This is a genomic window from Neobacillus sp. CF12, assembly GCF_030348765.1.
GTDB lineage: Bacteria > Bacillota > Bacilli > Bacillales > Cytobacillaceae > Neobacillus.
Map to the genome: position 1 here is coordinate 757,450 of NZ_JAUCEU010000007.1, position 15,398 is coordinate 772,847.

General features: G+C 34.2%; 12 protein-coding genes and 2 pseudogenes. 3 read left to right on the plus strand and 11 right to left on the minus strand.

The window, feature by feature from the left end:
• The first annotated feature begins 55 nt into the window (after positions 1–55).
• Entirely contained in the window at positions 56–1,246 is a 1,191-nt protein-coding gene (locus QUG14_RS03875; RefSeq protein WP_289339227.1) for a hypothetical protein, read from the plus strand.
• A 318-nt stretch (positions 1,247–1,564) separates the two neighbouring features.
• On the opposite strand, the gene QUG14_RS03880 is transcribed toward QUG14_RS03875, so the two are convergent.
• The 5 genes and pseudogenes from QUG14_RS03880 to QUG14_RS03900 form a co-directional block, all read right to left on the minus strand.
• On the minus strand, positions 1,565–1,885 hold the full coding sequence (locus QUG14_RS03880; RefSeq protein ID WP_289339228.1) for a hypothetical protein: 321 nt from the start codon (positions 1,883–1,885) through the stop codon (positions 1,565–1,567).
• Positions 1,886–2,731: 846 nt separating this feature from the next.
• Positions 2,732–4,002: pseudogene (locus QUG14_RS03885) on the minus strand (IS110 family RNA-guided transposase).
• A 195-nt stretch (positions 4,003–4,197) separates the two neighbouring features.
• Entirely contained in the window at positions 4,198–4,461 is a 264-nt protein-coding gene (locus tag QUG14_RS03890) for a hypothetical protein (RefSeq protein ID WP_289339229.1), read from the minus strand.
• Complete coding sequence (locus tag QUG14_RS03895) at positions 4,422–4,898, minus strand: hypothetical protein (RefSeq protein WP_289339230.1); 477 nt, start codon at positions 4,896–4,898, stop codon at positions 4,422–4,424. Before QUG14_RS03895 ends, QUG14_RS03890 begins: the two co-directional genes overlap by 40 nt.
• Positions 4,899–5,036: 138 nt before the next feature.
• Positions 5,037–6,023: a DNA/RNA non-specific endonuclease gene (locus QUG14_RS03900; RefSeq protein ID WP_289339231.1), complete on the minus strand. Its 987-nt coding sequence runs from the start codon at positions 6,021–6,023 to the stop codon at positions 5,037–5,039.
• A 469-nt stretch (positions 6,024–6,492) separates the two neighbouring features.
• On the opposite strand from QUG14_RS03900, the gene QUG14_RS03905 reads away from it, so the two are divergent.
• Together QUG14_RS03905 and QUG14_RS03910 are read left to right on the plus strand one after the other, a co-directional pair.
• On the plus strand, positions 6,493–6,624 hold the full coding sequence (locus QUG14_RS03905; RefSeq protein WP_289339232.1) for an anti-repressor SinI family protein: 132 nt from the start codon (positions 6,493–6,495) through the stop codon (positions 6,622–6,624).
• Between the two features lie 203 nt (positions 6,625–6,827).
• Positions 6,828–7,013: a hypothetical protein gene (locus QUG14_RS03910; protein WP_289339233.1), complete on the plus strand. Its 186-nt coding sequence runs from the start codon at positions 6,828–6,830 to the stop codon at positions 7,011–7,013.
• A 145-nt stretch (positions 7,014–7,158) separates the two neighbouring features.
• On the opposite strand, the gene QUG14_RS03915 is transcribed toward QUG14_RS03910, so the two are convergent.
• From QUG14_RS03915 to QUG14_RS03940, 6 genes and pseudogenes are all read right to left on the minus strand, one after another.
• Positions 7,159–7,614 (minus strand): hypothetical protein, encoded by a 456-nt coding sequence (locus QUG14_RS03915; RefSeq protein ID WP_289339234.1) that lies wholly within the window; start codon positions 7,612–7,614, stop codon positions 7,159–7,161.
• 136 nt (positions 7,615–7,750) lie between these two features.
• Complete coding sequence (locus QUG14_RS03920) at positions 7,751–8,581, minus strand: TetR family transcriptional regulator (RefSeq protein WP_289339235.1); 831 nt, start codon at positions 8,579–8,581, stop codon at positions 7,751–7,753.
• A gap of 519 nt (positions 8,582–9,100) precedes the next feature.
• A pseudogene (locus QUG14_RS03925) lies at positions 9,101–9,868 on the minus strand (transposase); the annotation flags it as partial.
• A gap of 841 nt (positions 9,869–10,709) precedes the next feature.
• Positions 10,710–10,913: a hypothetical protein gene (locus tag QUG14_RS03930; protein ID WP_289339236.1), complete on the minus strand. Its 204-nt coding sequence runs from the start codon at positions 10,911–10,913 to the stop codon at positions 10,710–10,712.
• A 502-nt stretch (positions 10,914–11,415) separates the two neighbouring features.
• Positions 11,416–13,680, minus strand: coding sequence for a DEAD/DEAH box helicase (locus QUG14_RS03935; RefSeq protein WP_289339237.1), 2,265 nt, complete (start codon positions 13,678–13,680; stop codon positions 11,416–11,418).
• Positions 13,677–15,386 (minus strand): site-specific DNA-methyltransferase, encoded by a 1,710-nt coding sequence (locus QUG14_RS03940; RefSeq protein WP_289339238.1) that lies wholly within the window; start codon positions 15,384–15,386, stop codon positions 13,677–13,679. The genes QUG14_RS03935 and QUG14_RS03940 overlap by 4 nt, the downstream gene beginning before the upstream one ends.
• Between the last annotated feature and the right edge of the window lie 12 nt (positions 15,387–15,398).

A 15,398-nucleotide genomic window follows, 5' to 3' on the forward strand; every position in this document is an offset into this window, starting at 1 on the left:
CAATAATCTTTAAACATAAATAAAATAGGTGGGATTAGGTATGGAGAGGAATTGTTTGGATATAGATGAACTTTTACCATTTTTTACACAATCATATTCAATTCCTATTGAGTTTAGAAGTATTGTAAAAACAGCAATTAACCGTTATGCACAGCCACATAAATATCACGAAGAAACATTGAATCAAATGGTCAATAAAACCACATCCCCTTTGGATACGTTTAAATACCTTTCAACAAATGATGGTTGCAGTTTTAACTATAGTCAGTGGAAAGGTCATATTGCTGAGTGGATTGTATGTTATGAGTACAACTCTATGAAGAATAACGGGAATGTAGTTTTCACTTTTGTAAATCCCGATTCCAGTTCTAAAGCGGATATACTTCACATAATCAAGGTTGGTAATTTCTACAAATGTATAGCAGGTCCTGATATTAAAACAGGTAGGGCAGATTATCTTCTTAATCAACTTGAAAAGGTATGGAGTCACGAAGGAAGTATTCCCTTTTATGATTTTTATAATGTATTATCTGATGAGAAAAAATTAACAGAAAAACAACTTAATAAATTAAATCAAATAAAAAATAAATACCCCAAAAAGGTTATTCTAACTCCTTCTATCAAACACCAAGAAATAATAAAATTTAGCGATAAATATCTACGCAAAGTTGCCAATCAGCTAACTGGACCTAGAGCATCTGCAGTAAAAAAGGCAAAACAAAATGCAAGGGATACAATAAAGAAAGTAAGACCATGGAATCAATTCAACTATGATACTTATGTAAAAGAATCCTTTGAGAAACAAGTGGAAAGATTAAGAAAAGAAAAGGAATTAGAGATTGAAAAGCAATTATATGAAATTTCAAATAGGCAGCAACAAGTGCTAAAACAAAATAACTCAAAAATGAATAGTTGGTTAACAAAAATGGGAAAAGCGATAGTAAATTCTCCAATAGGACAATATGTAAAAGATAACAAGGCTGAAATAATAATTTCTGCTGCAATACGCATTTCTTCCACTATCATTAATACCAGTACTAGTAAAAAGCCAAAAAATAAAGAATCTGGAGTAATTCAACAATCTCCCGAACCTACACCGAATATACAAATTAAAGATGAATATACCCGTATATCACCTATTAATGAAGATGACTATACTCGTAAGTCACCAATTAAGCATCAGGTTCCTTCTTACTTAAGAAAGGATGGAACCCCAGTAAGAGGATATACAAGAGGGAAAGATTAATATTATATTTAAAGGTCACTAAACTCAAGTTTGTAATCTGCAAGCCTATTGCTTAACTATATGGTTTTTTTATATATTAATAGTTGAGTTCTACTCACGTTAATTAATACGCTTTGTAAATAGCGTAATTAAAAACCCTAGAAACCTTGATATATCAAAGGTTCTAGGGTTTTTTAATTATATTCAGCTTTGTAGAATAATGTATTCTCCCCCAACGAATTGGGGGACATTTGGGGGAGCTTTTTAACGTAAATTAGGTGGGCAGGCGCGGTAAAAAAGAGAGCTTATTTATAAGCTCTCTTCAAAAATCATTAATTACTATCTCGTGTACTCATTCTTAAAATTCTCCAAATAAGGTGTATAATACTTTTTTGCATGGCGATCGTAGCTGTCACTGTAATGCCCTTTCTCAAAATAGACTTTAACATCCCATTCTAAAGGAAGAACACCTTCATCTACCTCAATCCAATTAGATAATCTTTCCTCAAGAACCTCTTTTAAATGATTACTTAATTCCAATCGTTCAAAAGGGTTATTAGGTGCACTCTTTTCATCAGCTAAAAAATCAGCAAATGCATAATAATTGGAATGTTTATCATCATAATAAATCGCTCTTAATTGAAGATCTATTCCTTTCATGCCTGTTTCTTCTTGTAGCTCTTTATAAGTTTTTTCTACATAAGAATAAATTTGCTCAATATATTTCACTGTATTAAAAGAATACTTAACCTTGATGATAAATAAAAAAATGCTCGCCTATAATTAGCTGCCCAAAATAACGGCGAATCGGTGTAATAAATTCTCCATCCCACATTTTTTGAGCTTTTCGGAAAAAATTGTTCAATTAAAGAAAAATTGCAAGGCTTCAATAACCTATCTTCCAGTCTTACTTCATCCCAGTAATCAATCACAAAATCATCATTTGATAATTCTTTATAAACTTGAATCAAACCTGAAGAAAGAGCAAACCATTAAATATCCAGTTGCGTTTATTCTTTTACAATCAGTAACCAGAGAATTTGCATCTTCCTTGCCAACACTGTTACCCGAAAACGCCTTATGCTTACATTGAACTCCCTCAGTTTGATACGAATATCTCTCGAATGCTCACTTATTCGCAGGATTTCATAGCCCTTGTAATTGGATTTACGGGTAATTGAAATGAGTTCTGATCATTTTGGCTTCGTGAAGGCATAGATAAATAAAGGAGTCAGCTACCACTCCATATTTTACCATATAATGTACATCTCCACGCCGCCCCTGGAGGCTTTCCCTCCCATGTCTCAACGGGTCAATTGCCCTCTCATTCCTTCGTCATGTCTATCCAAGGGGTGGAGGCCAGTTATGCTAACCTGATGGGTCACAGTGCCCTTTTGTTGAATAAACCTGGTACTCCGTACATTTTCGAAATCCTACGAATAAGACAACATTCAAAATTAAAGTCAATTTTTCAAATGAAATATTTTATAAAATAGTGTTTTATTTTTAAGTAGCTAAAGGGATTAATTCTTGAATTTTATTAGGACAGTAGGACTCGTTTCGTCGTGCTATTCCTACAAAAATCCTTGCTAGTTTACCGATCAGTTTCATAATTGATTTCATCTTCTTTATCTTCTTGACCTTCACATTATGGGAATGGACCGCTTTAAATTCAGGGTTATTCATCACAAGGCTCATAGTTGCTAAGTACAGGAAGCGTCGGAGTCTTGATCTTCCACGCTTTGAAATGACAATCTGACCTTTCCATTTGCCTGAACTTGCTTCAGCTAGATGTAATCCTGCATGACGTAATAGAGCGTTTCCGTGGGAGAATCCACTTAAATCTCCGGACTCACCTAGTATCCCAGCTAATGAAATTTCACTTATTCCTTTTATCGTAAGTAGTTTTTTAGCAAATGGTATTTTATTGATGACTTCTTTAACTTGTTGTTCAACTCTTTCGAGTTGTTTTACAGCGAGGTCATATTCTTCTAATAATTGTTCTAGATGGAATTTATAAGCATCAAGTGCTTGTCCAGTTCCAATAGAAGTTTTTGCTAGATTGATCAGTAATTGAGCTTTTTTAGGTCCTGGTTGCCTTTTCATTAATGACTTCCATCCCCTCTGGACATTGACTCCATTGAAGATATTTCATCTGGAGTTGGAAACAAACGAAGGGTTGCGATTGCTCCTTTGCACGAAACATCGTTAAACACATGTCGCAACTCTGGAAAGACAACATCCACCCATCGATTTATTTGATTTATAGACATTACGAGACGTTTTACAATCACATCACGGTTAGACATTAGAACTCTAAGTTTCTCAAATGATTCTGAGGATGGACGAATAAAAGAATAGTAGCTGTTTTTGACCATATCTGCGATAACTAGTGCATCTTTTTTATCACTCTTTGATTGTGTATTATCACGATTCTCTTTATTCCTTTTTACTAAGTGGGGATTGACTGTTACTACCTCAATGTTTTGGTTATATAACCATTTTGATAGGTTAATCCAGTAATGACCTGTAGGCTCCATACCTACTATTGCTGCATCTAAGTTTTTTAGTCTTTTTAAATCTTGAATCCAGTTTAATAGTTTAACGAACCCCTCTTCATTATTTTCAAATTTAAGAGGTTCTCCGACTACAATTCCACGAAAATTAACTGCTCTTGCAACATGTAGTTGTTGAGCGATATCCACACCAACAATAAGATGTGTATCGGAAATTCTTTCTATTAGTTGATTTTGTTTGTCTTGCATTTTAAACTTCATATTAGGGGTTCCTCCTTAAGGTTTTGAGTTAGAGTGGTGTCTATACTCATATCTTACTGAGGGACCCTATTTTTTTCAAAGTCAAAAAATAACGATCTACAGGAATGCTAACCTGCTTCGTTAGTTCAAGAAAAATAGTCTGCCATAATTAGCAGCCTATTCTTAAATGATAGCCCCCAGTTAGTTGAAGATCGCTTAATGTTTCACTGGACCATAAAAGGGGTTTTTATTAATATCCGTTATAAATTCAATTGCTTTCGCTTGATACATTTTATCACGGTATTCATAAGTAATGATAATATCTCCAACAGACATCGCTGGCGTTATTTGACCACTTACTCTGACCATTAGATTTTTGTTAATTACTTCGTAATCAATAATGCTGCCAAATCCTATATTCTCAAATATATGCGATGGTTCTATTGACTTAGTATCGATAATGGATACTTTGTCCCCCAAAATGATTTCTGCTTTTCAGTAGTTAATTTTGTTTTTATATTTTTATAGATAATTGCTAAAGGATTATCGACAATAACATCAATTAATCCATTGATATATCTATAGACATAAACCTCTTCCTGTAATACACCAGTTCCATAGCCTTTATTCAGAATTATGATTAACTCTTTCTTTTTATCTTTATTGATGTCTTCATAATAAATTTGTGGTGCATAAGTGGGATTATTTGCAACGCTTAACCAAAAAGGTCTTGAGTAAAATTCTCCCTTGAAATGAATTTTAAAGTCTCGATATAAGCCGTTTACTTCCTTAGCATACAATACTATATCTTCTTTAGTTAGCTTCAATACCACTTCATATCCTTCGTCTGTTGCACTTACACTTTTTGGCACAGAAAAGAGTATAAATACTGACACTAAGATAAAGTATGTTTTCATAGAATACACCTCATTTTATTGTTCCCTAAGATGAATTCTTATTCTACTATCCTGCTTCGTTAGTACAACAAGAAAAAAGCCGCCAAAAATAGCAGCCTTTCTTCATTATTGTGTTATATGTTTATATAGCCGATTTGTTTACTCACCTACTAGTCCATCACCATCCCGATCGTCCATATATTTATAGAGCCATGAATCACGCGTAATTGGCATTTTAAAGCCAGCAGCTTTGGCTTCAGCGATCGTAACACTTCCATTATGATTGGTATCCACCTTACTAACATCTTCATTACTACTTACCGTTTCGTTTGCTGGTACATTGTCTGGTTTCGGTGGGGTACTGCTCGTACCTGTCGTTTCCCCTAAATTTTTGTTCACTTCATCTGGGTTTACATTGTCAAATTCATCTGTAATGGTTCTGCCCTGAATTTTGTAAGTGAATTTATAATGGTTAGGAATTTGCGTCTGAGTATTTGGATATTGAATCACTGCTACGAAATCTGTACAACCTCCTGCATCCCGAATCACTTTTTCCATATAAGCTTGATCGCCGTGCCTATTGAGAATGCTGTCTTGAGGTGTAATGTTATATGCGTTAGATACTCCCCCAAGTGAGTCAGCAATCACATGCCCTTCATCTAATTCTTGACCCTCTGTACCGGGAACCTTTGCTTCATCAGAATAGTATCTACCAGACGATAAAACATGTTCAGTATTTGGATTTTGGAGAGTTATATTTTTTGCTTCAACACGAATTAGCTGTCCGTATTCATTTGTAAAAGCCCAATAGTCCCTGTCACCATACCCAACATCAACTCTTACATTCGGCTTTCTAGAACCTGACATAGCTCCGCCATCTACTACAATTAGAGTATATTTACTGTAGTCAAAGTCACCATTAACACTTGTTATCGTTGGTGTACTAGTGGCAGGAACGCTTGGACTGACTCCGCTTTTACTATTCGATTTTTCTGCCTTTTCTTTAGCCTCAGCTACACCCTGTTCCTTTTTTTTTCCTTCTATCTTTGTTTCAGCATTTTCCTCTTTGCCAGTTGTTTCATTTGATGAACAAGCTGCAAGGAAAACTAATAAAAACGCCATAAATATGTAGGTTAATTTCTTCATGAATTATCCCCTTTTTGTAAATATCTGTAGAAATACCAATACTATTATACTACTAAAACACTTCAAAATACGAATAAATTATAATTTAAAAGGGATTCCAAGCTAAAGCTGAAATCCTTATAATCTTAATTCCAACAAATTTATATTCCCCATATTATAATCCTTAATGTTATTAACCTAGTTATGGTAAAATTCCTTATTCCATTAAACTGCTTCGTTAGTTTAAGAAGGCAAGGTAAAGGAATTGAAGTGGATCATCGCCAGTTTGCAAACATTATTACAGGAATCTGGAGCTGCCATTGTTTCAGCTTCTTTTTTTTACCGTCGCATTATAGCAAGCATTGTCGTAAATTTTGGATTTTTTAGTGTTTATTTCCACTTCGTATATGTATTAAAATTGGACTAGGACTATTATCTTAAGCAATACATACTAATTAGCGCTAAGATGGCTGAATTATTCGGAGGTCACATGTCAAGTGAATCGATTAGTGAAAAAACCATGGACAAAGAATGGGTAGAGATGATTTTGCTAGCTAGAGAAATGGGTTTATCTATTGATGAGATTAGAGATTTCTTCAAAAAATGCCCCCGACCTGAATAAGGTCTTTTTTTATTTACAAGCTGCCACGAGAATCGTTTCTAAGGTGTTCTGCTTCGGTCTAGTATAAAAAAACCTCGGATGTTGAAAAACGATGGCGTATAGCGTGAATATGAACGATTCCATTGAGTAAGCGATGAATACCTAATAATCAAAATGAGAATGATAATATCAATTCTATGAAAATTCATGAAGGAGGCAAACCAATGGATTGCGAAAAAACAATTGGAGAATGTAAAACATTGTATGATCTAGTTACAAGCGCACAAGCTGATTGGCAAACCAAGCACGCTGCTTCATGCGAAGGTGGAGTACATTCAGCAGATTGTACGAATGCTTACCAAAATTATCAAACTAAATTGAATGAATGGTCTGCAAAATGTTGTAAGTAAGCGAAGGAATTGAAGTAGATCAGCGCCAGCTTACAAACTAAATTACAGGAAGTAAGCTAGGGGATGCTGCGGTTACATCAAAAAAAGTCGACTGCCTGTACGTTAAGAAATCGACTTTTCATGTTAAACTAAAGCACCCGTTAGTTCAACAAGCACTTATAATCAAAGTTCCATCTGGATTAACTGTGACCAAAGGATATTCGGGTGAGTTTTCTCCGGTAAGAATACTTTCTTTATCAAGAATCTTAGATAGATTTTTCATAAATTCAAAAACATCATCAGCCTTAGATTTACTCTTAACTTCTTTTGGGTCAATATCGAATTCTATCTCGTCTTCTGAAAAGAAATGACAATTAATCAAAACACCATTAGTGTTAATAGACATTAAAATATGGTGGTTATCCTTTTCCTCAAAAAAATGGGCAACATCAGTTTCAAATGTTACGTGCCCATCCTTGTAAAAAACAATATCCCAAGTAGAAGTGCGAATCCAATCAAAAAATTTTTGCCAATCGGATAAATTAACGTCAACAACGTAAATATCCCTTAGACTTCCATCATTGAAAAATACTTTATCCAAAACTTCATTTGTTATTTCCATTTACTCATCCCAATATATGATTATTTTATTTGTATTTTACCACTTATTATTGAACTAAACTGCTTCGTTAGCACAATAACAAAAAAGGATAGACGCAGCGATCCCCGTTCTTTAACTCTTGCACCCGTTCGTTGAATTAGGAAAAGTTGTATTCATCAACGTTATGTATTCTAAGTAATTTTATAGTTTCCTCAGATATAGAGATAAAATGATTAATTTCACTGTTGCCTAACCCTCTTGTAACCCCGTTAAAATTTCCTATCGATTGCACTTGTTTCTTTCCAATCTCCCAACAAATTAACTCTCCATCTGAACTATAACTATTATAAAAATAAGAATACTTACCTCTTACGCATATCGCACTCGAACCGTGTAATTTTTTTGGAACTTTGTATGATTTAACTATTCTTGATTCTGGAAAAACCTGTACCAAAGGAAATTCCATATAAGGGAATAGCCATATGGTGTTACCTTGACCTTTGCATATTGCGTAACAATCTTCTATTGATGGTGCATTTAATAAGTCGGAATGGAACCTAAAAATGACATTGCCAGAAAAATCGACTAAAACTAAACCCTCTGTTGATAAACCTGTTCCAAATACACCTTCATCAAAATAACTAATCCAAATACCTTCTTTACTAACCTCTAAGTCCTCAATGCCATCCCCACAGTTAAATGAACCTAAGATAGTACCTAATAAATTGAAAATAAAGACATTATCTTCATTTGACTCGGTCCTTGGATTCGCAATCACAAGTGTATCATTATCAATCCACCTTATGATTGGATAATATAATTCAATATTAGGAATAAAAGTATTATCGTTATAAACAACTTTAAATTCTTCTTTTTCTTGTAAAATTACAACTAGCCCAAATTCGTCATTCCAATCTGCATCGATAATTTCATATGAACTTAAAGAAGTGTTTTCTTTTGAATACACCTCTCTATTGGTTATATACACTTAGATAACCTCCTTGAAATAAAATTCACCAGCAAGTTGCATCTATATACCACGTTTCAATATATAATTCACCTAAAAGTTAGCTTTTCATTTTTCAACTAAACTCCCTCTATATAGAAAGGAAAATCTCACGATTCCTCTTGTTTTCTCCAAATTTCGTAGTAGTTTGTTTTTAGAATCCATTTGAGGATTGGAATTATAGTGTACTAAAGGGTAATTTTGGGGGCAAAGTGAAAAAGAAACTTATAGTTAACCAAACCAACCTTATCCAAAAGTTGGATAACTAGCTAAAATATGGTTGCACTGGTGGATCTCCACATTTCTCATGGAGGTCAACCCTCCCATATCTCACAGAGTCTTTGCTCCAAAATTCCTTCGTCCAACCTTTCCATGAGGTGGATGTCATTCATGCTGCCCGACAGGGTCCTTGCCCGTATTTTAGTTGATTTACTGACTAATCCGTGCTTCAAATGTCTAAAACAATCAAACTACTACCTAATGAATCTTACTAAAAGAAATTTAAGCTGCTATCTGTAATTCCGCCATATGAGGAATGTCCCTTAACATACGTTCTTCACAAAATTCACACTGCTTTTTACCGATGGTAAATAGAATTCGTATGAGCTTATTACATATTGCAATTAACGATTGCATTTTTTTTAAAGGATTATCTGGGCGTTTTGTAAAATACTCGTGTAATGCTTTAAAAGCAGTATTTTTAGCGACTAAAGGCATAGCTACTCGAAAATGGAGTGCTCTTAAAGTCTTCCTTCCTCTCTTTGTAATTTTGGTTTGTCCTTTGTGCTTCCCAGATGTATTTTCCTTTAGGCTAAGCCCAGCTAGTTTGATAATCTGCCTTGGGTGGGTGTAGTTACCTAAGTCTCCTACCTCCGAATAAAAGCCTGCAATTGTCTCTTTGCCTATTCCCTTAATAGCCAACATTTGTTCAACACCTGGAATTTGTTCTAGAAGTCTATCTATGTTAGTTTCCAGTTCTTCGAACTTTTCCTTTATTAGTTCATATTTGTCTATTAACGTGCTTAGCTCTAATTTAGCCATATCCGAACCTTCACGAATGCCAATTGAATCCACTGCCACTTGCTTTAGTTCTTTTATTTTACTGAGTCCCACTGCACGTTTAACAGCTTTACGAAGATGTTGAAGTATATCGTGTTCGGAGAGATTTACTAATTCATGTGGCAATAAATTAAGTTTTAATAGTTGAATTGCAGCCTTGCCTTCCCAATCTTTAAATACCGTAAGGAATTCAGGAAAATAGCGGTCTATCTTAAAAAAAGATATTGACTACTCGTAAGAAAAAAGACCGAGTGCCCTCTGGTCTATGTAAGCTAAGAATTCGCTAGAACCCTTGGTATTATTGAGTTGGCGGGACTGCGTGGGAATCGAACCCACCAGACCTGGCACGCAGGTCTCAAGCAGTTTTGAAGTTAGTGGGAAGATATCTTATTTGATTCCATTTAGTTTAATATAATGCCGTAAAGCCTTGGTTTAATGCAGCTTTTAATAAGTCATATATCATTTAATTTTATCTAATTAAACATAAAAACATCTAATCTGTGACCAAGTTGTGACCAAAGATGTGACCAGATTTCTTGTTTTATAGATTAAGTAATTAATCAATTGAAGAGGTTTATACAAGCCTCCTCATGTTCCATTTGCCACCTAATGGGAGACAGCCTAATTAAACCAGTGACCCCAACCCTGTCAAGGTTGTAAAGCGAATCAGATTATAACAGATTTAGTTTGGAATTGTTGATATAATAGGGGCTTATTTTTACTATGTAGGATTTAATCAGATGAAAATGGTGGCAATATGTTTGGTTTTGCCACCAGTCTGCCACCAACTTGCCACCAAGTAACTCCGACCAAATCACTTGGGACACAAAGTTTTTTAACTATTGTGCCACCATGTGTTTTAACTTGATATTCCTGCTTACTATTAAATTAAATTTTAAACATCTGTATAAACTTATTGAAGAACACCCTATGAAATTATTTTTTCAAAGCATATATCTATTGGGCATATATTTACGGGCTGATTGTGAACTTTTCTGGTAAAGCAAGCCAGTAACTTCGCTTAAACATTACCTAGTCAAAGAAGAACAAATTAACTCAAACTAGATTTCGGTAACTCTGCAATTATCTCCTTTATTCCAACATCATGTTCTTCAATATGCTCCACAACCCTCAATATCCTATGTATTGCATACGCCTTATCTTTTAAATCATCTGCAACCAGTTCCCCAGCTAAATCGAGCAGCTGCGTTTTAATCTTAGAAATGGTTAGTTTTGCTTCAAGTAATTCGTTCATAATAGACCTCTTCTACTCTCTTTGTTTTCCGCTCCATTATTAGCTTGTCCAGCCCATTATATTCGCATCGCTGTAAAGAGGGAGAATGGTGAGTTATTTTCCTGAAACATAAAACACATTTAAGGCTTTAATCGTAAAAATAGGATATAATTATTGCTATTGTTTGTTCCTAAAATAAATTGATCAGAAGTGATCATCTTATTGCTTTATGGTGTATATGTTAGCAAAAAAAACGTTCTGCAATTTACAGCGGAGCGTTTTAACTTTACCTTTATAGTAGATCCTTGAATTCTGCATTCCAAACTAAGTCACGATTTTGAGTCGTGCGCGTCTGACAATTCTGCAACACGACTCGCCAGTAAAGGATTTATGCCTATTTTTTCAATGCTATTTATGTAAATGTCCACACGATTATTAAATACCTTAAACAGGAATAGCACACTATTTCTATTATGCCAAGAAGAAAAGGCTAGCAATTTTGCTAGCCTTAATTTGTCAACTATTAGAAATTGTCTTTTAATAGTTTCCATTCTTCTGATTGATATATTACTTCTGAATACTTAGTATTATTAATAAATAACTGGTTATTTAGGTCACGAACAAATCCCCAATTAATTTCTTTATGTCGCCGTGCATATTCTTTAAATGCATCAAATTTAATCTCCGCTAGTTTATCAATATTTTGACTCTGTCCTGAACGCTCTCCGCCTTTTGTTTCTATACTCCAGATATCTCCATTTTGAAGCTTAACAATGTAGTCAGGATAGAATAAACGGATTTTACCTACCCCATCACGATAAGCGATTGAGAAATATTTATCTCCTTTGTCTCCATTTTTGTAGAACCATTCAACATTTGAATTATCTTCACAATAATTTTCAAACTTTTGTTCAATTCCAGAACGTGTTTTATCTGTTACCATATTTTTCTGATAGCCGTCATAAACATTATTTTCAAAATCTTCCCCAAATAAATGAGGATTTGCTTGTGAATCGAATCTATACACTTCAGATAAAGGAATCTTAAACTCCCTTTCCTTAAAGAAAGCTAGTGCTATTTGCTCAGTATCTTCATTTACTTGAAGACCTTGGCTTTTCACTTCATAAAACAGTTCCTTTAATCTATTACGATTATTAATGATAAATGCATACCATTCACGATTATCTAGCGCCAATAAATTATCCGCACGACGATACTCTTTCTTATGGAAAAGCGTCTTTACAATAGAACGGACAACTGAGTCACTAATTGAAATGATACCATGCAACTCATTGATAATATGCATTACATCTCGACCATGTGTGTGTGTATTAACTTCATATGAAATACTAGCATGTTTCGTAGGGTCGTTGCCAATAAGGTCGGAAAGCTTTACAAATTTTCCTTTTTTATAGATTCTATCAATTTGTGTTCCAAACACCCATGAATCTGCTTCTAATTTTTTCATATTAAACTCTTTTGCTTCTAAGTTTCTATCTTTATTCAAATTATATTTTTTAACCAAGTACTCTGAAAGAATCGAACGAACTTCACGTTGGCCATAGTTCTGTGAAGCTGTATCACGTACTTGTTTTACTAAAATCAATTCTTTACCTTCAGGCTTGATAAAAACTTCTTTCCGTTCAAATGCATTTCCTTCATTAAGAATAGCATCTTTATAATCTTCATCAAAGGTATACATAAAGCAATTATCTAGAATATCGTTGTCATAATGCTTCGCCTCAGGCATCCGTCGTATACGACCAATTGTTTGCGTTTCGAACTGTTCAGTCATATTCTCACGTAATTTCACTAATATTTTTGCTCTCGGGCAATCCCAACCTGTTGAAATTGCTTGTTTACATATTAGGAATTCAGGAGTAGCATTCATTTTTTCAATTCCATCTATATTGATTTTCTCTTCTGCAAGCCATTTTGCTAAGAAATTATTTTTGTAACTATATCCTTTTTCTTCAAGATAGTGTTCCACACGGGTGACTAAATCTTCCGATGCGTTAGGGAATTGAATCAACACTAGTGGCCGAATTTTTTTATTCAATTTCTCATACTCCGAATGTATCTCGTTTCTCTTTGAAATTGCTAAATCTAATAGATATTCATATTCAGTATTAATATCTGCTTTAGCAACATCTACACCATCATTGACATACATCGCACTAGTTATTAGACCACTAGCTATTACTTCCGCCTCGGGTATTTCATAACTTTTAGCCGAATCATTTTTGATTGTCGTTGCCGACACACGAATTACGTTATCAGCCGAGAAATTATCTATGAAGTCTTGGGCTTTTGCTGTCTTATTCAGATGTTCTTCGTCCACGATTATAATAAAATTCAATCCCGCCTTATGAGCTTCTGCAATACGGTCTTTGATATTTTTCATTTCTCCATATTTCAAAGCTTTATTACCTTTTTTAGTAACTGACTCCCAATTGATAAATGTTACATCACAAGCTTCAAAACCTGTTAACAACGTATCTTCAAGTGTTTTTGAGCTTCGGTCAGGAAGATAATAATCCATTTTAGCTTTTGATTGTTCTTCTAGCTCTCCTGAGCCAATTGATAACCATACAAAAACAGTTCTATCCCCGATATAGTTCAGATAATCATCTATATAATTAAGCAGAATTACTGTCTTCCCTGAACCAGTCGGTGCTTTCATAATCAATAATTGATTATCCGAATCGGAACCCGAATTATTCACTAACCATTCTGAAGCCTCTCTTTGAAAGTCGAATAACCCTTCGCCATTTGGAAAACGAATCATAATTCTCCCACCTCTCGTAATTCTTCAGTAAAGTAATAATCTGGGACAGGAATAATTTGAATATTACGTTCACTTGCTAATTCTTCTTGCTCACCTGTTAATAAAACAAACGATGGAATTAATAATGAAAAGTCCTTAACTTCCTCATTGTTGAAATATGTATCTAGTTCTTCTTCGCTTAATATTAATTTTAATGCCCTGGATGATTCCAAATCGATACCAAAATTTAATTGTGCCATCTCTCCAATGTGTTCTAAAAGCTTTTCACTAATAGATACTTCTTCAACACTGTATTTTGGTATAAATTCTGTTCTATATACGCTCAGATTAAAATCATAATCGTCCTCTATATTCTTAAATCTTTGATAGGTCTTCCCTATAGCTATATTACCATCCTCTGATTGACAAAGAATGAATTTTCTTGTCCCGCCATCTACGCTATTTTTTTTTAAAACGGCATGACCAGTAGTTCCAGATCCAGCAAAAAAATCCAAGACAGTAATATCTTTATCAGAAAAATAATCAAGATACATATCAATTAGTCTAATTGGTTTTTTACCACCATTAAATTCTACCTTTCCTTCGTGAACGATATTTCCAAAATCCCCCGCCATATCATAAAAATTTTCGATTGGTTTGGAAACTTTCGTTTCTCCATCTAATTTTTCAATTGGTACACCTTGATAATATTTCATTCTTGTTGCACCTTCCCTTGACGGACCAACAAAATATCTTGAATCAAATTGGTCATCCCCAATACCATAGACTTTATACAAAACCCCTAAGCCATCCTCAGAGGATCTTCCAGTAAGATAATCTCTGGCAAACCTACCTGATGAGTTGCCATTCAAGATGCTCCCAGAAGCCCACACTTCTTTCAATCCATCTGCACTTCCCTCACCTTTGATTAGCTTCCAGTCTCCTTTTTCAAACACATCTACTTTCTTCCCACCTAGATTAAGTGTCTTAACAGGAGTTGCTTTTTCTTCAAAACTATAAGAGAATTTTTCAAAGCCATAGACTTCCTGCTTCTGGTTTGGCTTTGTACCTGGTATTTTTGAGTAAATCAAGACTTGTTCAATCTGTTTATGATATACCATATCTTGTTTTAAAATTTTATCTGCGTATCGGACTTGCAAATAATCAGTCTTCTGATAATTTTCCTGTCCAAAAATCTCATCCATAAGCATTTTCAAAGGTGCATATTCGTTATCATCAATACTTATAAAAATAAATCCCTTATCTGACAGTAAATCTCTGGCGATTCTTAATCTTTTTTCCATTAAGGATAACCATTTTGAGTGACTAAAACCATCGTCCTTTCCTACATAAGTGTCGTTATAGTAAAACCCTTCAGACTCAGTATTATACGGGGGATCAATATAAATCATATCAACATTGCCCTTGTGGGTTTTTTGTAATAACCTTAAGCTATGAAGATTATCTCCAATCAATAGATGGTTAATTAATTTATTTGAATTCGAACGTATTTTTAAAGATTTTTCTTCTGAGAAAACAGGAATATTTTTAACCATCAATAAATCTACATTTTCTTCATGTTCTTCCCAAACAAGACCATATCGTTTTTCAATCAGAAAAGATTCAATTTCATTGACAGCTTTTATTTGCTCGTCATTGCTTGATTGTTTTATTGAATCTAAAAATTCCATCATACGTTTTCGTTTTTGTTGGCTTAAGTTAGTCAATGTTAATCACCT

Excerpts from the sequence above, each read along its gene's own strand:
- QUG14_RS03895 (WP_289339230.1), bottom strand. The coding sequence starts at position 4,898 with ATGAAAACATACTTTATCTTAGTGTCAGTATTTATACTCTTTTCTGTG.
- QUG14_RS03900 (WP_289339231.1), bottom strand. The coding sequence starts at position 6,023 with ATGAAGAAATTAACCTACATATTTATGGCGTTTTTATTAGTTTTCCTT.
- QUG14_RS03880 (WP_289339228.1), bottom strand. The coding sequence starts at position 1,885 with ATGAAAGGAATAGATCTTCAATTAAGAGCGATTTATTATGATGATAAA.
- QUG14_RS03915 (WP_289339234.1), bottom strand. The coding sequence starts at position 7,614 with ATGGAAATAACAAATGAAGTTTTGGATAAAGTATTTTTCAATGATGGA.
- QUG14_RS03910 (WP_289339233.1), top strand. The coding sequence starts at position 6,828 with ATGGATTGCGAAAAAACAATTGGAGAATGTAAAACATTGTATGATCTA.
- QUG14_RS03935 (WP_289339237.1), bottom strand. The coding sequence starts at position 13,680 with ATGATTCGTTTTCCAAATGGCGAAGGGTTATTCGACTTTCAAAGAGAG.
- QUG14_RS03930 (WP_289339236.1), bottom strand. The coding sequence starts at position 10,913 with ATGAACGAATTACTTGAAGCAAAACTAACCATTTCTAAGATTAAAACG.
- QUG14_RS03905 (WP_289339232.1), top strand. The coding sequence starts at position 6,493 with ATGTCAAGTGAATCGATTAGTGAAAAAACCATGGACAAAGAATGGGTA.